The sequence below is a fragment of the Candidatus Methanodesulfokora washburnensis genome, from assembly GCF_003947435.1.
GTDB lineage: Archaea > Korarchaeota > Korarchaeia > Korarchaeales > Korarchaeaceae > Methanodesulfokora > Methanodesulfokora washburnensis.
Window position 1 is genome coordinate 19,476 of sequence record NZ_RCOS01000077.1, and the last position, 18,500, is coordinate 37,975.

At 44.7% G+C, this 18,500-nt stretch carries 15 protein-coding genes; 3 read left to right on the forward strand and 12 right to left on the reverse strand.

Annotated features, from left to right (window positions below; translation table 11 throughout):
- Positions 1–44: 44 nt before the first annotated feature.
- Positions 45–1,877 (reverse strand): glutamine--fructose-6-phosphate transaminase (isomerizing), encoded by a 1,833-nt coding sequence (glmS, locus tag D6D85_RS06475; RefSeq protein WP_125671259.1) that lies wholly within the window; start codon positions 1,875–1,877, stop codon positions 45–47.
- Positions 1,861–3,150: a hypothetical protein gene (locus D6D85_RS06480; protein WP_125671260.1), complete on the reverse strand. Its 1,290-nt coding sequence runs from the start codon at positions 3,148–3,150 to the stop codon at positions 1,861–1,863. The genes glmS and D6D85_RS06480 overlap by 17 nt, the downstream gene beginning before the upstream one ends.
- A 318-nt stretch (positions 3,151–3,468) precedes the next feature.
- On the opposite strand from D6D85_RS06480, the gene D6D85_RS06485 reads away from it, so the two are divergent.
- A complete protein-coding gene (locus D6D85_RS06485; protein ID WP_125671261.1) occupies positions 3,469–5,448 on the forward strand; it encodes a DUF460 domain-containing protein in 1,980 nt (659 codons plus the stop codon).
- Between the two features lie 2 nt (positions 5,449–5,450).
- On the opposite strand, the gene D6D85_RS06490 is transcribed toward D6D85_RS06485, so the two are convergent.
- The 3 genes from D6D85_RS06490 to D6D85_RS06500 form a co-directional block, all read right to left on the reverse strand.
- Entirely contained in the window at positions 5,451–6,281 is an 831-nt protein-coding gene (locus D6D85_RS06490) for a hypothetical protein (protein ID WP_125671262.1), read from the reverse strand.
- A gap of 2 nt (positions 6,282–6,283) precedes the next feature.
- Complete coding sequence (locus D6D85_RS06495; protein ID WP_125671263.1) at positions 6,284–7,243, reverse strand: metallophosphoesterase family protein; 960 nt, start codon at positions 7,241–7,243, stop codon at positions 6,284–6,286.
- 148 nt (positions 7,244–7,391) lie between these two features.
- Positions 7,392–9,098 carry an APC family permease gene (locus D6D85_RS06500; protein ID WP_125671264.1) on the reverse strand — a complete coding sequence of 569 codons (1,707 nt, stop codon included), beginning with the start codon at positions 9,096–9,098 and terminating at the stop codon, positions 7,392–7,394.
- A 160-nt stretch (positions 9,099–9,258) separates the two neighbouring features.
- Here D6D85_RS06500 and D6D85_RS06505 point away from each other — a divergent pair, with 160 nt between their 5' ends.
- Entirely contained in the window at positions 9,259–9,867 is a 609-nt protein-coding gene (locus tag D6D85_RS06505) for a hypothetical protein (protein ID WP_125671265.1), read from the forward strand.
- Positions 9,831–10,622 carry a hypothetical protein gene (locus D6D85_RS06510; protein ID WP_125671266.1) on the forward strand — a complete coding sequence of 264 codons (792 nt, stop codon included), beginning with the start codon at positions 9,831–9,833 and terminating at the stop codon, positions 10,620–10,622. Before D6D85_RS06505 ends, D6D85_RS06510 begins: the two co-directional genes overlap by 37 nt.
- A gap of 10 nt (positions 10,623–10,632) precedes the next feature.
- Here the strand turns inward: D6D85_RS06510 and D6D85_RS06515 are convergent, their stop codons facing one another.
- From D6D85_RS06515 to D6D85_RS16215, 7 genes are all read right to left on the reverse strand, one after another.
- Positions 10,633–11,607 (reverse strand): ABC transporter ATP-binding protein, encoded by a 975-nt coding sequence (locus tag D6D85_RS06515; protein ID WP_125671267.1) that lies wholly within the window; start codon positions 11,605–11,607, stop codon positions 10,633–10,635.
- A 4-nt stretch (positions 11,608–11,611) separates the two neighbouring features.
- A complete protein-coding gene (locus tag D6D85_RS06520; RefSeq protein ID WP_125671268.1) occupies positions 11,612–12,556 on the reverse strand; it encodes an ABC transporter ATP-binding protein in 945 nt (314 codons plus the stop codon).
- Between the two features lie 4 nt (positions 12,557–12,560).
- Positions 12,561–13,391, reverse strand: a complete 831-nt coding sequence (locus D6D85_RS06525; RefSeq protein WP_125671269.1) for an ABC transporter permease — start codon at positions 13,389–13,391, stop codon at positions 12,561–12,563.
- 10 nt (positions 13,392–13,401) lie between these two features.
- Complete coding sequence (locus D6D85_RS06530) at positions 13,402–14,415, reverse strand: ABC transporter permease (protein ID WP_125671270.1); 1,014 nt, start codon at positions 14,413–14,415, stop codon at positions 13,402–13,404.
- A 28-nt stretch (positions 14,416–14,443) separates the two neighbouring features.
- A complete protein-coding gene (locus tag D6D85_RS06535; RefSeq protein WP_125671271.1) occupies positions 14,444–16,036 on the reverse strand; it encodes an ABC transporter substrate-binding protein in 1,593 nt (530 codons plus the stop codon).
- Between the two features lie 102 nt (positions 16,037–16,138).
- Positions 16,139–17,392 carry an ABC transporter permease gene (locus tag D6D85_RS06540; protein ID WP_125671272.1) on the reverse strand — a complete coding sequence of 418 codons (1,254 nt, stop codon included), beginning with the start codon at positions 17,390–17,392 and terminating at the stop codon, positions 16,139–16,141.
- Positions 17,389–18,500: COG1361 S-layer family protein (locus tag D6D85_RS16215; RefSeq protein WP_161969722.1), on the reverse strand; the 1,112-nt coding region annotated here is incomplete at its 5' end. The genes D6D85_RS06540 and D6D85_RS16215, both read right to left, overlap by 4 nt.

Consider the following 18,500-nt stretch of genomic DNA (forward strand, 5'->3'; position numbering starts at 1 on the left):
GCTTAAGTACCTGAAAATAAAAATTAGGCTTGCTTTATTTCTATCTACTTTACTGTTACGCTTTTTGCGAGATTTCTCGGCTTATCCGGATTTCTTCCCAGTGCTACAGCAGTGTAATAAGCTAAAAGCTGCAAGGGTATAACAAAAACGACCGGAAGAAACTCCTCAGGGATTCCATCTTCTGCCACCTTTATCCTTATATCAGAGGGAAGATGATCCCCTGTCTCCACAGATATCACCCTTGATCCCCTAGCTCTAAGCTCATTTACATTGCTGAGCAGGAGATCCCTTATCTCCGGATCATTTGAACCTATAACAATCGAGTAAGTGCCCTCCGATATGAGGGCTAGTGGACCATGCTTGTACTCACCAGCAGGAAATCCCTCAGCATGTATATAGCTTATCTCCTTCATTTTCAAAGCTCCCTCAAGTGCTGTAGGATAATTTATTCCTCTCCCCATGAAGAAGATGCTGTTTTCCCTTTTTATAGCTTCTGATAGATCCCTAGCAATTCTGTTAGAGCTCTCAAGGCATGATGCCACAAGAGATGGAAGACGGGGCAGAACTTCGGTTACATGATCTACACGAGCTCCTATTCTTTTTCCAAGTTCCGTGAAGGTCATAAGAAATGAGACAAGCTCAGCGACATAGGTCTTTGTGGCTGCAACTCCTATCTCTGGACCGGCTGAGAAGAAGAAAACGCCATCAGATTCCCTTGAGAGAGTGCTCCCCGGGACGTTCACAAAGGAGAGAATTCTTGCACCCTTTTTCCTAGCTGATTTCACGGCCATCAGAACATCGGCTGTCTCACCTGATTGGCTGACTGCTATCACTAGGTCATCTCCATCTAAGCTTCCCAAGTTCCATCTAGTGAACTCAGATGCTATTGACACCTCTGACGGGTACTCCAGCAGGCTGTTGAGCAGATATTTGCCCACCATGGACGCATGATAGGATGTTCCCGCAGCTAGGAACAGTATCCTTCCGCCCCTTCTCATGGTATCATTCAACATGGAAATAGTGCCTTCAATATACCTTCTGGATTCAGCTAAGATCCTCCTTACAACATCCTCCTGCTCAAAGATCTCCTTAAGCATGAAGTGCTCATATTTTCCCTTGCTTGCCATGGATGGGGACCAGTCAACCAAGTTTATTCTCTTTTCTACTGGAACAAGCTTTTCTCCCTCCAGCCTCCACACATCCACGCTTCTTGAGGAAACTCTGGCGAACTCCCCATCATCCACATATATGAATTTATTTGTAAGCCCCAGAAGCGCTATCACATCAGATGCACAATAGTTCTCGCCCTCGCCAACTCCTATCACCAAGGGTATCTTATTTCTGGCCAAGTAGAGCTCATTTACTCCCTCAAACATGCAGGCTACTGCATACTCTCCTCTAAGCTCCGACACAGCTGAGATAAAAGCTTCCAATCTTCCCATTCCACTGCTCAGCATCTCCTCTATTAAGTGAGCTATAACCTCTGTATCGGTCTCCGTTCTGAACTCATGCTTAATCGACAGCTTTTCCCTGATCTCCATGTAGTTATCTATGGTCCCGTTGTGGACAACCGCTATTCTTCCGCTGCAGTCCAGTATGGGATGAGCATTCGAATCGCTCACCCTTCCGTGAGTTGCCCACCTTGTGTGTCCTATTCCTAGCTCTCCTCCCATCTCAAGAACTTCTGGATACCTTGATATGAGGTTTTCTATCGTTCCCGCAGCCTTTCTCACCTCCATTCTCCCGTTTAGCATGACAGCAATTCCAGCTGAGTCGTATCCCCTGTATTCCAGTATTTTCAGCGAGTCTATCACCTTTTTAGCTGCATCCCTTCCGGCAACTCCAACGATTCCGCACATTTCAGATCCTCTCCACAAACCTCCTTCTCCAAATTAGTATCATAAGGCTCACCATCAGGATAAGGGACAATACAGAGAAGAAGCTGAGAACAACAATGCTGGCTGCTGTTCTCCCCTCGAAATCTCTCTCCAGTAAATTAAGCTTCATCTGTGCTTGATTTATCGAGCTAACTGCGTCATCATAATCCTTGAGGAATTTATCCTTCGTAGTGAAGTCCTCCTTGAGAAAGAGGTATGCCTTGGAGCATAGCTCAGTTATATTCCTTAAGCTCTCCAATCCAAGTCCGAGCCTGTATAGCTTGAGAACTGTGAGATTCACCTCTATTAATCTGGATCTAATATCGTCCTTAAAGGACTTCACTAGGATGTTCAGGGCTATTTCCGACTGATTCTCTGATCCAAGTATGTATTCCATAACTCTTGGACCCCTTGAGTCAAACTCCCTGTGTGCATCTGAAAGCAACATCTCCGCTCTTGCTATATACCCAGATACATTTTGTGGCATCACTATTCCTCTCCTCATCGCCTCCATGTAGAGAGATCTTGATGTGTTTAGCTTCTCCGATGCTTGAAGTATCAAGCTGAAATACCTTGTGTAGTTCTCAGCTGTGTACGATCTCACCATTACATAGGTCTCCCTGCTTATATTTCCGGAGAAATAGTCCAGAAGAACCCTTATTATAAGCTTTCCTTGAGAATCTGGAGCTTTTATCGGAATGGAGACCGAGCCAACTGTCTGATTCAGCACAGACATGTGTTTTACTGAACCATTTGCCAGCACAATTAATCTGGGCATAAAGCCAGCCGGCATGTTTGCAGTGGAGTAGGCAACGAAGAGGTTTATCCATCCATTCGGGCTTACCTCGGTGGCATTTGCTGTTATGGTGAGATCTGCATATATATTCGGCTCCTCCACAAGCAGGAGGAATTTTTCTCCCATCACATGCTGGATGCCTATATATCTCGGATCCTCGATATCCAGCTGTGGATAAACTGGATAGAGGGATGCGGATGCTTGTGCCGGAATTGTAAACTGTATGTTCAGCCTAGCACTGCTGTTTGGATTTATCACAACATTAATCTCCCTCTGGAACACACCCCAAGGTGTGTATATGTAGAGCCTCAATGCGGTCAGCCTAACCCTGTCTTCATTCAGGACTGTCACATCGAGGCTGCATGGAAAGCCCCTTAGGCACCTGCCCTGCCCTGAGATGCTCACGCTGATGTTGCTGACTGTGCTAGTGAGAAGTGAAAGCATAATTATGGAAAGCAGAATCGCAGATCTCAGCATCAAGCCTATCAGCCTAGGTCATCCTCATCTGAAGATAAATATATCGCTGAAAAACCTGATATATCGGTTGCCCAAACTGCATGAGAACAGGAGTTATCCGCTGAAAAATGGTATAAAATATCTTTTAAAGGGAAAAATATGTTTTTAGTGCATATTTAAGATGATTTATATATTATAAACAGAATTTAATGATATGTGCTAAATTTAAATTTAAAAGCTGTTTTACAAAAATTTTCAATATAACATTTAATTCATTATTAGAAATCTAATGTTTAAATATAGATTTTCAGTGAACTGCTTGAAAGAGGTCGTTGCCCCGTGAGCGGGTCCTCTCTTGATTCCATCAAGACAGTTGTAGGAGTTGATTTGATCTCAGGTTCCCCTAGATCCAGAAAAGGCGCAAAATATGCAGTTTCGGTTATAAAAGGGGAAAAAGAAGTGGATAAACTTGAATCAGCTACTTTCTATGACCTGATGAAGATAGCAAGAAGGTATGATGCAGATATCATAGCTGTTGACAATGTTTTTGAGCTCATAGGAAGAGCTAGGGACATATACTCCCTGATGAGCAGGCTTCCTAGGAAAACTAGAATAGTGCAGGTGACGATAACAGATAGAGGAATATTTGAGAGCTTGAAAGACCTGGCAGAGGCATATAATATAGCTTTGGATGAGAGGGATCCGCTGAGCGAGGCCAGAGCATCAGCTGTGCTCGCCTCAAGAGGAGTGGGAAAAGAGATACTCACGCTAAAGCCCGAGTGCAGAATATTGATATCGAGAAATAGAAGCGTGAAACAGGGGGGTTCTGGAAGAGAGAGGTGGATGAGATCCCTCGATGCAGTAATACTGGAGGAGACCAGAAGAATAGAGGATGCCCTTAGAAAAGCTGAGATAGACTATGATCTCTATGCCCTTAGATCCCCAGGAGGGCTGAGGAGAGCTGAGTTCATAGTGTATGAGGCGGAGGAGAAGGTGAGGGAGAGGCTAGCTGGAGTGCTGAAGGAGGATGATTGGGGACCTGTGAGGATATCTCTAGTGCCAGCTTGGGAGAGCCAGCTGAAATTTGTCAAGGAGCAGAGCAACAGACCCATTCTTGTTGGTCTGGATCCAGGGCTGAACTTTGGAATAGCTATAATAGATCTGGATGGAAGAATAGTGCACTTGTGTACACTCAGAAGGGCGTCTAGGTCAGAGGTCATAGATGAGATAGTGAGCCATGGATCCCCAATAATAATAGCAACAGATGTGGATCCTCCACCAAAAAATGTCCTGAAAATAGCTGGAAGCTTGGGTGTGAGAGTTGAGGTAGCCAAAAAGGAGATGAGAACTGATGAGAAAATGGATATAATATTGGATTATGTAAGAGAAGAACCAATAAAGCTGGGCTCTGTTCACGAGAGGGACTCTCTTGCAGCAGTTCTGAAGGTTTATAAAAGGCTTAAGCCTCTGTTCTCCAAGGCGATGAGCAGAGTGAGGGAGCTTGGAGTTGAGCTTGACAGGAACATCCTTCTCAGAAGGCTGGTGGAGGGATATGCAATAGACGATGCAATAAAGCTGTCATCGGAGGTGAAACAAGAGCAGAGAAGGGAGATTGCAAGGGAGATCCAGGTTCCAGCTGACTGCAGAAAGCTAGTTGAGAGGATAAACTCAATGAAGGAGATAATAAATGAATACAGGGAGATGTTGAGGCAAAAGGAGGCTGAGATAAGAGAGCTTAGGGCGAGAATAGAGAAGCTGGAGGACATCAGGGCGATGGAGATAGAAAAGGATAGGAGGATAGAGATGAGGGATAGGAGGATAGAGGAGCTTATGAAGGAGCTTGAGAATGAGAGAAGAATAAATGAGATCCTGAGGAAAGAGCTCGAGAGGATTGCGGAGAGGGAGGAGGAAGTGGATCTCTCGGGATGGATCCCACTGAAGGTTGTGAGAAGCCTATCAGTAGATGATATAAAATATCTCATAAATAAAGGTAGGATTACAAGCAACGATGTAATCTTGGTGCTCGATATAAGCGGTGCAGGTCAGAGAGCAGCCAAGTTTCTGAAGCAGACAGGAATAAGAGTTCTGATATATAGGGGTGGAAGTCCATCTCACGAATTCTTGGATGAGATAAGGGGCTCTGATATCCTTCTGGTCGATGGTAGCAAGCTGGAGCTCAGGTGGAGAGGTGTAGTTCCATATATAAAGGAGGAGGATCTGCTCAGGCTTTCATCCGAGGCAGAGATAGATGAGAGGGAAGAGATCAATATTTTAAATGTATTGAAAGAATATAGGGAGAAATTGATAAAAAATAGTTAAAACTATCTAACTATTTCATCCACTTCTCTGTACCACTTCTCCTTTGTGCCCTTCTTCGCCCTCTTCTCCCAATTTTTGGTCTTTGGCTCCTCGTCTATTGCTTTTATCAGCTCATCAACTTTTTTCACAACTATTTGAGCCTCATCCTCCTTTAGGATTCCCTCTTTTACCAGAGTACTGGCCATTCCCTTCACTTTCTCAAGGTTTTCCTTTGCATCATACCAGAATCCCCAGTCATCTGCCAAGAGCTTGGCTATGTACTTCTTGTTTATCAGGCCATCCCCATCCCTATCTGAGAGCTCATGACTAAGAAACATGACTATCAGATCAACAAGATCTTTCCTGTTTATGTGATGTATCTGCAGTTTCTCAAGCACGACATCCGTGGGAGAGATTGCAGGAAAGCTGAGCTCCAATCTTCCCTTTCCAGGAGAATCTCCAAAGGGGACATCATGGCTGAACTCAAGCTTGTTGAAGAAGACATCTATGTGATACTTCCCCTCGGGATGGTAGTATATCAGCCTCTTTCCTGGAAATAGGATGTTTATCATCCTGTCTGGTTTGTATCCTAGGGACTCAAAGAACTTCTTTATATCATTCATTTGCTTGCTGTAAGCCATTAAATCTAGATCTGTGAACATCGGAACTCCCTCTCCAAATCTCATCCTGTGTATCTCCCTTAATCTTGCATTATTGCCTGAGTGTATGTATACTGCCATAGCCCCGAGTATTCTCATCACTATTCCCTTTTCCTGTGCCTTCTTCAGAAGATCAACGCACTCCTTGACAAAGGATTCCTCATCCATCTCGACGAAGTGGATTCCCTCTTTCATGTTTAACCCTCTATCTTCCAGTAGTTCTTCAGACCATCGGGCTCAAACTCTATTATGAATCCCCTCAAAAGTCCTTCTGTGTACTCACTCCCCGGATTGACAACTATGGTTCTCCCTATCTTATCACTCGCATAGCTCTCATGTATATGGCCATGTAACCCCATCAACGGCTGATATTCCTCCTCCAGCTTTCTAACAGCCTTTGATCCCACATGGACCATCAATGGCTTTCCTCCCACATACACTGGCTTCAGATTCTTATCCAGTTTAGGCGCTAGATCTAGTTTAGTGTCGTAAGGCGGACAGTGGAAGTTAAACAGGACTTTTGAGAAATCCTTCTCCCCGGATTTCTCTATTTTCTCCCTGAGGATCTTCTCAAGCTTATCCTCAGGAGCTTCCCTCGGAGTGTTCCAAGGTGTTGGATTTACATATTCATGGCTTATTATCTTATATCCGTATGTTATCTCAACAGTCTTGTCCAAAGGATATATCACTCCTCTATCCTCATAGCTCTTTATAGTCTCATCTATGTACCTCTCATCATCATTCCCAGGCATAACAATTGCGGTCACATTCTTCAGGTCAACTTTTTCTGTTAGGAGGTCAAGCCACTTTCTCAGCCTCTCCACCATCACCTGTTCAAACAGCTTCTCCTGTTTCTTGGGATCTGCTGCTATCTCTTGCGCTTCCTGCGGGGTCAAAACTATATAATAATAGGATATACCCTCTATTCTCTCCTTCAAAGCTTCCAGCTCATCCTTGCTTTTTGCTGTGTATTTCTTCCCCATCACCTCTGCCTCATAGCTATTTCCTTTGTCGAATATGGGAACAATTGCTTTTCCTGTGAGATCTCCTGCTAAAATTATCACATTTGCTTTATATACATTTACAGCATTTAACCACTTCCTCCAGACCATCGTGTTTCCATGGATGTCCGCGGCAAAGAACATCCTTATGGTCACATATTACACCTCCTAAGCAGGTATATCTGTCATATTAATAAGCTTTTCCTCTTGTATTTAAGGAAAATAGTGCTATTTCTTATTCGTTATAAGTTAATTTTTTTAACAGAAAAAAAGCTAAAGAAAGGGTAAAAAATTTGGAGATACTTCAGGCAGGAGGTATCTCTGTGTAGATTGTCTTCACATCTATGCCACGCTTCTGGTTGTATATCAGGAAGCCTAGGAATATGTAGGCACCTATCCCCATCCATGCAGATTGCATCACCAAGTCCTTCTCTATGTTGAGCCAGCTTCCCGCTACTATGAGGAAGTAGAAGTTTACTGCAAATGCAAGGGCTCCTATTATTGAGATAAGAGGTACTTTCGCTATCTCAACCTTCAATGGTGATTTTTCATAGAGATCTGCCCTAAGATATGGCAACACAGCACCTGCAAGGGCTCCGCACATGACTGAGAACTGATAAAGCATCGTTGTGTCCACGGAGGCAAGCCACTCCCCGCTCAGTATATTGAGAAGCACTCCGGCTATACCTCCCACCAGCACAAGCGCTATTGCCCAATGCGGGCTGTGGAACCTCGCATTTACAGCAGCAAACACCTCTGGGAAGAACCTGTCAAATGCCCATGCAAATATCATCCTGCTGCAGACAACGAAGAATGCAGGTATGTCCTTGAGAAGAACTATTCCGACCAGTGTAGCATTAAGAACTTGGAACCAAGCTAACTCAGGCGGCAATAACGCTACAGTGTATGTCACAACAACGCCTCCTGGCATCAGCATGTTCTGAGGCACTCCTAGTAGTTTTGCTACTTCAGCTGGTCCCAGTTGATCCATGAGGAACTGATACAAAGCCGTAAAGTAAACTCTGTCTGGAGGAACTCCGAGCTTCTGGAGAACAGGCATAGCTCCGACCTTCTGCAGGACGTCCTGTGGAACAACCCAAGCTGAGTAGACAAGGAATGGTAATGTTATGTAGTATGACATTATCAATACTGTTCCGAGGACCTGAGCTATCAGAAGGGATGCGGTCGGGCTCTTCAGCTCTCCTCCCACATACACAGCAGCTGTTATCCCTATGTATGCCCATATGGCCCCAATTCCTGCCCTCATTGTGTCAGACCAGCTGAACGGAGCGACTGGAAACGCTGGATTGTCGGACATCTGAAATGCCTTCTGCACTATCTTCTCATATGCACCTTGTCCATATATCCTGTTCCATCCTGCAACAGATGCCCCAGGGGCAAGACCCCACCCAGCCAGTATTATCAGGTTTGTGATGCACCCTATTATCGCAAGGGTTCCGAGGATGTTTATAAGCCAGCCATATACTCTCATTCCAAATAGTGCTATTATTGAGAATATTAACACAAATAGTATACCTAGTATCCAGTGAGCTTCCGCGGATGCCACCCACTGAGCTGCGTTGAGCCAGTCAGTGCTCTTCAGCGCTATTCCTCCAGCTGTTAAAGCTGTTGCAAAGAAATCTATTGAATACCATGCTATTATACCAAAGCTCAGGACCTCAGTGAACCAGAATCCCCATGAGGCAATAAAGCCCAAGGCAGGGCTGAGACCTCTTGTTATGAATATATAATCTCCTCCGGTCCTGGGCATCATGGATCCCATGACTGAGTACACGAATGCAGTTGTTAACCCAGCTAGAATACCTGTTACCAGAAATGAGTATGGTATGAACGCACCTGGACTGCTGTACGATGCTATAACTGCCAGTTTGTGTATTCCTCCTCCTACTGTATGTGTGAAGACTATCATGAATGCTGTGAAAGGTCCTATAGTTCTCACAAGACCAGAGGCCCTCCTAACGAATAGTGTAGGCGCCTCCTCCGTTCCCACACATATCACCTCTGCATTCGTCGATTTCACAATCCCTCTTCGACGAGGGATGCTTAATTCAGCAAGGTTTATTATTTAATCCTTACTCTCAATAACAAGGAGGATAACTTCAACTGGGGATTATGTAAAAATCTGTAAAAAATTTTAACGGGTGAATTGGATGGATAAGGAGAGAAAGAAGCTGATAGACAATGTATCATACTTAATAGAGGCTCTTGATGCCTACAGAGTTGGAAGAAATGCCGATCCAAAGGTATTTGAGGGAAAATATGAGGAGATCGCTGATGACATAAGAGGTGTTATAGACAGGGGGAGGAAAAAAGTGCTGATGTCGTCGATAGACTATATGATAAACCTCCCGCTGAAGGACAGGAGCGCGAGGACATGGTCATCGGTCTTTCTTATTTCAAGACTTTTAATAAGGATAACATTCACATTGCTCCTCCTATCTGTATTGTTATATGTAATCTCATTAGGACAAATTGCTAACTACCTTCTTATAGCTGGCGTGATCCTGTTCTACGTGGTGTCTGTGCTAAGATGGCATTCATTGAACAAGTTATTAGATTTTTATGGAAAACAAACTGGAAGAGCGGACTCGAGGAGGATACTGCTGAAAGAAGCAGCTCAAGACCTGATAAACTATCTGAGGCAGATAAAAGGTGAAAGAAAGGTGAAGCTTCACCTTTACAACAGGGATTATGATAGTATAAAAGTTCTGAGGAGACCTGGGTGGCTCAGGGATTATTACTTAGTGGAGGTGGTCTAATGGAGGTGATAGTGGAGAAAAACCTGTTGAGACAGGGAGAGCCGGTTGTAGGAGAGGTAAAGAAAGAGGGCATAGATGCCTTTTTGATTGTTCTGATAGCTAGCAATCTAAGGGGAGAACCACATCAGTGGGAAATTCTTTATTCATACAGGAAAAATGTTAAGCTTGGAAAAGGAAGGTTTGAGATAGAGTGTCCTGCTGAGCTTCCGCCTGCAGTTTATTCGAGAAACTTCAAGGTGAGGTGGTCCCTTGTCTTCGGGATCCCAAGGCTCAGTGGGAAATTTATGTGGCCAAGAAAGGAGCTTAGATTGAAGGTAATGCCATCATTTAAGGAGACATCTGGAGAAATGCATGAAATAAAGCTTGAAAAATCGATATACAGGCCTGGTGATGTGATAAGAGGAGAATTTGAGCTGCCTAGAGGGGATGCATCGAAATCCCTTGTTGGGATAAAGGTGAAGGAGTGGTTAATTAAAGGAGAGGAGAGCCACAGCAATATATACATCCTTTCAGAGGGGGATCTAACAAGGGCTGAGGGAAGGCATGGATGGTTTGAGATAGGAATAGAGAAGGACATAACTAGGCCTGAGGACGTCTCCTACTTTTATCCCTACACCTTCAGGTCAAAGTTCTCTGATATAGAGATGGGGATCTCCTCCTATGTTGTGGTGGAGAACCCGGAGTGCATATTAGAGAGGGAGATAGCAATAATCCCAGTTGAGCCGAGAATTGTGAAAAGAGAGCAAAAAAGATGAAATTCAGAAGTTATGCCAGAAGATGGCATGCAATAAAGTGCCCCTTTGAGACCTCCAGAAGTTCTGGCTCTTTTTCACTGCATATATCCATCTTGCTCGGGCATCTTGGGTGAAACCTGCAGCCTGACGGCACATCTATTGGGGATGGTATCTCCCCTGAAAGCTTTATTCTCTCCCTTCTTCTCCCCGGAATCGGAACAGGAATGGCACTCATTAGAGCTTTGGTGTATGGATGCAGCGGATTTGAGAATATCTCCTTTTTATCTCCCATCTCAACAATTTTTCCCAGATACATTATGGCTATTCTATCAGATATATATTTTGCAACTGCCAGATCATGTGTTATAAATAAATATGATAATCCTATCTCATCCCTAAACTTGAGCATGAGATCGAGTATTGATGCCCTAAGAGAGACATCTATCATGGATACGGGCTCATCAGCAACCACAAGTTTTGGCTTTGTTATCATCGCCCTAGCTATCGCAACTCTTTGCCTCTGTCCCCCGCTTAAGCTCCTAGGATATGCTCTGTAGAAGTCCTCCGGTGGAGTGAGCCCAACTTTTTCCAGCATTTCTAGGACAATGCTTTTTGCCTCCTCGCCTCTTGCTATTCCATGAACCTCAAGAGGATCCCTTATGGCATCTCCAACCCTCATCCTAGGGTTTAGGGATGCGTAAGGATCTTGGTATATCACCTGCATGTGCCTCCTCATTTCCCTCAGCTTTTCCCCTCTTATATGCGTTATATCGACCCCATCAAACACTATTTTTCCTGATGTAGGCTCTATCAGCCTAAGGATAAGCTTTCCTGTAGTTGTCTTTCCGCTTCCTGACTCCCCGACCAATGAGAATATCTCAGCTTTTCCTATCTCAAATGAAATGCCATCGACTGCTTTTACATATCTCTTCTCCCCAAACAACCTCTCTATAAAAGATCTAGCAACTGGGAAATATTTGACTAGATTGTAAACTGATAAAAGCATGAGATCACCCTCCGTAAAGCCAGCATCTCACAACTCTTCCCCCAATATTTGATATAGGTGGCTCTTTTTCACTGCATATATCCATCTTGCTCGGACATCTTGGGTGAAACCTGCAGCCCGATGGGGGATTGGAGAGATCGGGGGGATTTCCCGGTATGAACCTGAGCTTCTGATCCTCAAGCTCTATGTTTGGTATTGCAGCCAGCAGCTCCTTAGTATATGGAGATAGAGGATCCTCTGCTATTTTGTTGCTTTCAGACAGCTCCATAAGCCAGCCTCCGTACATAACCGCTATTCTATCAGCAACCTCCAGCTCCAGTGAGAGATCGTGGGATATGAACATGAATGCAACGCCAAATCTCTCCCTCAAGCTTCTGAAAAGATCCATTATCTGATCTTGGACTATAACATCCAGAGCTGTTGTTGGCTCATCAGCAACTATTAGCTTCGGGTTCAGCGATAAAGCCATTGCTATCATCACCCTCTGCCTCATTCCCCCGCTCAATTGGTGAGGAAAGTCCTTGAACCTGTCTCCTGATATTCCAACTGCCTCCAGAAGGGATAATGCCTTCTCCTCAGCTTCTCTCTTTGGTATCTTTTCATGAGTCGTTATTGTCTCAGTTATCTGATCTCCAATGCTCATGAGGGGATCGAGAGATGTCATGGGATCCTGAAATACCATGGATATCTGCTTTCCCCTTATCTCCCTCATCTTCTCCTCTGTCATGCTAGTTATATCGAGATCATCCAGATATATCCTGCCATTAACTATCCTTCCATTTGGGGGCAGTAGTTTCAGAATTGATAGGCCCAGTGTTGTCTTTCCGCTTCCTGATTCCCCAACAACGCCCATTATCTCCCCTTTCTTGACTTCAATGCTTACTTCCTCAAGGGCCCTAACAGTTTTTCTCCCGATGTAGTGCACTGCAAGATCCTCTACTTTAAGCAAGCAATCACCTCTCCTCCCTCCCCATTATTGCGTTCAATCCCTCGCCAAGAAAACCGAATCCAAGGGCAAGCAGTATTATCATCACTCCGGGGAAAACAACAGGCCACCATATGCCTGAAAGGAAGTATCTTTGGCCATTTTTAAGGTCAAATCCCCAGTCTGGAGTGGGAGAAACAACGCTCAGGCCGAGAAAGCTCAGACCAGCTTCTGTTAGTATAGCATCAGCTACATTTAATGAGAAGACCACAGCTATTATGTATATTAAGTTGGGAAATATGTACTTGAACATTATTCTGCTGCCTCTAGCTCCTATTGCCCTGGCTGCCTCGACGAACAGCTGTTCCCTCAGGGAGAGCACTTGTCCCCTGACCATCCTGAAGTAGGTTGGTATGTAGACAACAGCCAAGGATACTGCTGTGTTGTAAACCCCTGGACCTAGCATCGCTGCTATAGCTATCGCAAGTATCAGGCCAGGAAACGCATATATGCTGTCCATAACAAGGGAAAGAGCTCTGTCCAGTAATCCTCCTGCATAGCCCGATAGTATGCCCAAGGGTATTCCTATCAGCATGGACATAGCTGTTGAAAGGAGTACAACGAACATTATAGTCCTTGAGCCGAAGACAACCCTGCTGAAGACATCTCTCCCTATTGAGTCTGTCCCCATTATGAACTTGCTCGAGGGAGGCTCAACAGCCCCTCCAACCGGTGTTATTGGATCATAAGGAGCTATGTACTCGGAGAAAACAGCCATAAAAGTCACAGAAATAACTATTATCAGGCCTATTATTATCATGAGCCCGTCCACGCCAGCCGATCTGATTTCCTTAAGCATTCTAATCACCTCAGTATCTTATCCTCGGATCCACATACGCATAAATTAGATCCACAACCAAGCTCACTAGGGCTACGAAAAGAGCGTAGAATGCTATTGTTCCCTGAACTGTGGTGAAGTCCCTGTACTCTATTCTCTCCATCAGAAATGTTCCCATTCCAGGCCAGGAGAATGTAGTCTCTGTTAAAACGGCCCCTGCAAGAAGAAGGGCAAACTGAAGGCCCATCATCGTCAGTATTGGTATCAATGCGTTCTTCAGCCCATGTCTGAAGAGTATAGATGATGTCTTAAGCCCTCTTGCCCTGCATGCCCTGATAAAGTCCTGAGAGAAGACCTCTATTAAGCTGGATCTGACAAGCCTTGTGTAGATGCCGCTCAAGACTATGCCCAGGGTTAATGACGGAAGAGCTAGGTGCTCTAGTGCATTAACTAAAGATTTAAAATTAAGTGTTAATATACTATCAATTATATAAAGGCCTGTTATATGCTTTGGCTCAAGAAGAGGGTCTATTCTTCCACCTACGGGAAGCACATTAAGCCACACCCCAAAGATAAGCTGAAGCATCATCCCAAACCATGGTATGAAGAGGGAATAAGCGACTATGCTGTACACTCTCATCGAGAAGTCCACTTTGCCACCTTTCTTTACTCCTGCTATCATGCCCGTGGCTATACCTATGATTATGCTTACAATAAAACTGCAAATTGTCAGCTCAAGGGTTGCCGGAAAATGATCCATTATCTCAGCTATAACAGGCCTTCTTCCCCATATCATCGATGTCCCAAGATCTCCTTGTATCAGCTTTCCTAGATAGTCCAGATACTGCTGCCACAAGGGTTTATCCAAGCCAAGCTGATGCTCCAGCTCAGCTATGTACTTTGGGGATGCCTTCATCCCAACTATCGCTATAACAGGATTCCCTGGGAGAACTCTCATCACAAAGAAGACTAAAGTAAGGAGGATGAGTATCATCGGTACTGTGAGAACAACCCTAGTTGCTATATATGCCTTCAATGAGGCCATCCTATCACCAAAAAAAGAGGAAAAGGGGTCAGCTACCTACCTGCTTGTATATCAGGTAGTATCTCAGCAGCATCAGAGGATCGAGAACTATGCCTCCAACTGTGTCCTTTGATGCTACATAAAGCTTTCCTTGGAATATCGGGACTATTGGAGCATCATCAGCAAGTTTTATCTGTATGTTCTTGTACAAATCAACTCTCTTTGACTGATCTGGCTCAACTTCGGCCTGTTCAAGCATCTTATCCATTTCAGGATCACTGTATGGATTTCCAAGCCATCTGTTTGATCCTGTGTGGAGGAACGGGAAGGTGTAGTCATCCGGATCCATATAGTCTGGATACCAGCCATAAAGCGTGACAGCAAGCTGCCCCTTCCTTGTAAGATCAAGGTATGTGCTCCATTCAGCGCTTTTCACAGTAACCTCCACCATTCCAGTCTTCTCCCATGCCTCCTTTATCAATGCAGCTACATCCGCCTCAGTATCTCCGTAGTGGGATGGAGTGTACCAGAGCTCTACCTTCAACTTGTTGCTCTCGCTATATCCTGCTTGTCTCAGGAGCTGTTTTGCAAGGTCCAAATTGGCCTCTCCGTACTTGTCCTTGAATGCATCTATGTGTCCCCACATTCCATTTGGTATCAAGCTGTAGAGAGGATCAACTGTCCCAAGGAACACCTTCTGAGCTATTGAGTTCCTATCTAGAGCTGCTGCAAGGGCCTGTCTCACAAGTTTGTTATCAAACGGAGGTATTTTTGTGTTGAACACTATGTATCTTATGAATGATCCTGGTCCCTCCCAGACCTTTATCCCTGGCTTCGTCTTCAGACTGTTTATATCCGTTGGGTTCAGCGTCTTCCAAGCTATATCTATCTCCCCGCTCTCGAGAGCAAGCCTAAGAGTTGTAGCATCCTTATAGAACTTTATAACAACAGTTTTTGTCTTAGGTGGTGTTCCATAATAATATGGATTCGCCTCAAGCACAAGCTGCTGATCCCTAACGAACTTCACTATCCTGTATGGTCCAACTCCTCCAGCTGTGTTGTCCGATGATACTTTATCTGCTGGATATTTATCCGGAGGTATTGGGAAGTATGTGGGAACAGCTAATATAGCTGGGAAGAATGACAGGGGAGACTTAAGCGTGATCTTCAGCGTGTAATTATCTAATACATCAACTTTGTCCACAAGATCTGTGACAAACCAGGCTGGATCTCCGTTTATCCTCGCAACTCTCTCTATAGACCACTTCAACGTGTTTGCATTGCAGGGACTTCCATCCGCAAACTTGAGATCAGTCCTAAGCTTTAGTATGTAGACCTTCCCTCCCTCCTGAACCTGATAATCAGTTATTATCCCCTTCTCCAGATCTGTTGTCCCAGGCTTGTACTTGAATGGCCCCTCCATCACGTTGTTGAACACCTCCCAAGTGAAGAAGTCATACGCCATGGCCGGATCCAGATCGGAGATCTTATCAGTGGTTCCTATCGTTATCGTATCGGCATATTTAGGAGTTGGTGGTGCGGGAGGTGGCGTTGGCTTTTGCATAAGCAGGGCTGCAGCAGCCAGTACTATCACCACTACAATGACAACAGCTGCCCAAACAGCCTTTGATACTCCTCTCATATTTTTCACCTCCTCTTCATGAGGAGCAGAATTTTTCTCCCAAGCGAAAATATAAATATATCCTAAGGATTTCAAAGTAAAAAAGGTTGTAAAAATTAACTCTTACTCGTATCTCAAGGCCTCTGATGGCTCCAAGCTTGCAGCTCTAAGAGATGGAGGTATTGCTCCTATTATAGTAACAGCAACTGTTATGAGGAATATCATAAGTGCTATCTCCAGAGGAAGAGTTGGAACCATGGATGCGCTTATCTGGGGTTGAGTTGCCGGTTGAGCCCGGACAGCCATTCCACCAGCTGGTCTACGCTGTCCTACGGTCATACCTCCTCCAACTGTTAGCATTCCACCTGTCAGCGATGAAAATGCCAAGGCACCCAGATAGCCTGCTGCCATACCGGGCAAGACACCGGAGATGCTTATTATCATGGCTTCCACTAGGAAAAGCAGAACTATATCTCTTCTTGAGGCACCCAATGCCCTCATCGTCCCTATTATCTTAGTTCTCTCGGTAACAGCTGTGTACATGGAGTTCATCATACCTATTGATGCGACAACAATGGTCATGCCTGCTATTGCACCAATAACCAAGACAGACGTGTTTATCATAGTGCTCAAGGCTCTCTGCACATCCTTCATTGAGATAGCTGTTGCTGTATCGCCAAACTCTGACCTGAGCTCATCAACCACATAATCTACATTGGACTCGCTGTCAGCCACTATCATCACAATAGCATATCCTCTAGCAGCCCTGAAGAAGTTCATCTGCAGCTTCTCCGCGACGTCAAGGGGCAGTATAATTGAGTTATCCACATCAGTGAATATAGATGTCCCGTAAGGAGCCGCAACAGCACTTATCCTTATGTTGCTCCCCATTATCTTTACAGTAGTTCCGACAAGAGCTGTTGGATCGTCCACAAATCTTTCTGCTAAATTGTACCCTATTATGGCCCCTCCTTCATAGTTCTGAGGTATTACCCCTTCCAATATCTTGAGATCGGGTGCAGCGTCCTGAAGGTAGTCCATGTCCAAGCCTGTTATACTAACCCTAGATGTTATTCCATTTATCGTTATGCTCGTGGAAAGCCTAACCATCGGAGCCACTCTCTCAACATGGGGTATTGTGGAAAGGGTGGAGATATCAGAATCGGTAAGGGGACTCTGCATCGACATCAGATATATCGTCCTGAGGCTTGATCCCTTTATAAGCTGGTTTATGTAAACACCAAACCCTTCAGCATAAGAAACAACTGCAGTGAGGGTGACGACTCCAACAAATATCCCTATGAGGGTGAGAGCTGCCCTCCTCTTCCTCACAGCTATGGCTTTAACTGAGAACTTCACTATGTCAAGGGGGTTCAAATTTTCCTCCCCCTCTGTATTCCTCTTCCTAGGATAAATCCGACTAGCAGCGATGCTATTACCAGCAGCAGGGCGTATATATAACTTATTCCTCCTTGAGCTGTCCTAGCCATCTGTACCTCTCCTGTAAAGGTCTTAAAAACTGGTATTATCGTGGAATACTTGCCATAGCTTCCGGGAGATGCCTCATAGTTCACAGTTAGGTTGATAAAGCCTAATGTGGCATTTCCTATGTTACAAGAGAGGTAGAAGCTTGAGGTGTCTCCCTGTTTTATACTCCCTATGTAGCTTGTGGCTCTGCATATTCCACTGAATCCTGTCACATTTCTTATCATAGTGATATTTCTTCTGCTGAAATTCATCCCAGCTCCTCCTGCGAAGCCAAATGCAGTTATGTTGACGTTTGAGGCATCCCTGTTCCCAGTGTTAGCTAAAACCCCCGTTATCCTGACAGATCCACCGGATTGAGTAGCTTGAGCTGAAGCTATTATCACCTCTGCTCTCTGAACAGACGAGAATCCCAAGCTTAGCTGTTTCTGGAGACTCACATAATCCCCTTGATACCACCTCATATACGTTACAACAGCTGGTAGCACATAGTAATCAGATCCTGCTGAGGGAAGAACCTTGAGACTTATGAGCTTCTCATCTCCCTTCCTCATGTCCCCTATGTATATGTTAGATGGTCCTATTATTGTTATCCCCTGTCCCTGCTGAAATGTTATCTCAACTCTGTTTGCCGTCTGATCTCCGACATTTCTCACTTCTATTGGGACTTCCTGTTCTCTTCCTGGCATCAACGATGTTTTATTTGTGCTTATCACTATATCAGGTCCTAGGGATCCGGAGCTATCAATATCAAATCTAAATACCTCTGATTTTTGCAATGTAGCTGATCCAAGTTGATATGAAACAGTCACTGTTACTAGGGCATAGCCGTTAGAGGAAGCACCTTTCGGCACATTTACCCTCGTTTTTAGCCTGTAATAGGAGCCGGGCTGGAGCCATTCATTTATGTAGATTGTGGGATTCAGCACCTGGACTATATCCCCTGAGACAGTTGCTGATTGAAGCTTGATCTCCCTATCACCAGAATTTGTTATTATGA

Excerpts from the sequence above, each read along its gene's own strand:
- D6D85_RS06535 (WP_125671271.1), bottom strand. The coding sequence starts at position 16,036 with ATGAGAGGAGTATCAAAGGCTGTTTGGGCAGCTGTTGTCATTGTAGTG.
- D6D85_RS06515 (WP_125671267.1), bottom strand. The coding sequence starts at position 11,607 with ATGCTTTTATCAGTTTACAATCTAGTCAAATATTTCCCAGTTGCTAGA.
- D6D85_RS06530 (WP_125671270.1), bottom strand. The coding sequence starts at position 14,415 with ATGGCCTCATTGAAGGCATATATAGCAACTAGGGTTGTTCTCACAGTA.
- D6D85_RS06480 (WP_125671260.1), bottom strand. The coding sequence starts at position 3,150 with ATGCTGAGATCTGCGATTCTGCTTTCCATAATTATGCTTTCACTTCTC.
- D6D85_RS06490 (WP_125671262.1), bottom strand. The coding sequence starts at position 6,281 with ATGAAAGAGGGAATCCACTTCGTCGAGATGGATGAGGAATCCTTTGTC.
- D6D85_RS06525 (WP_125671269.1), bottom strand. The coding sequence starts at position 13,391 with ATGCTTAAGGAAATCAGATCGGCTGGCGTGGACGGGCTCATGATAATA.
- D6D85_RS06505 (WP_125671265.1), top strand. The coding sequence starts at position 9,259 with ATGGATAAGGAGAGAAAGAAGCTGATAGACAATGTATCATACTTAATA.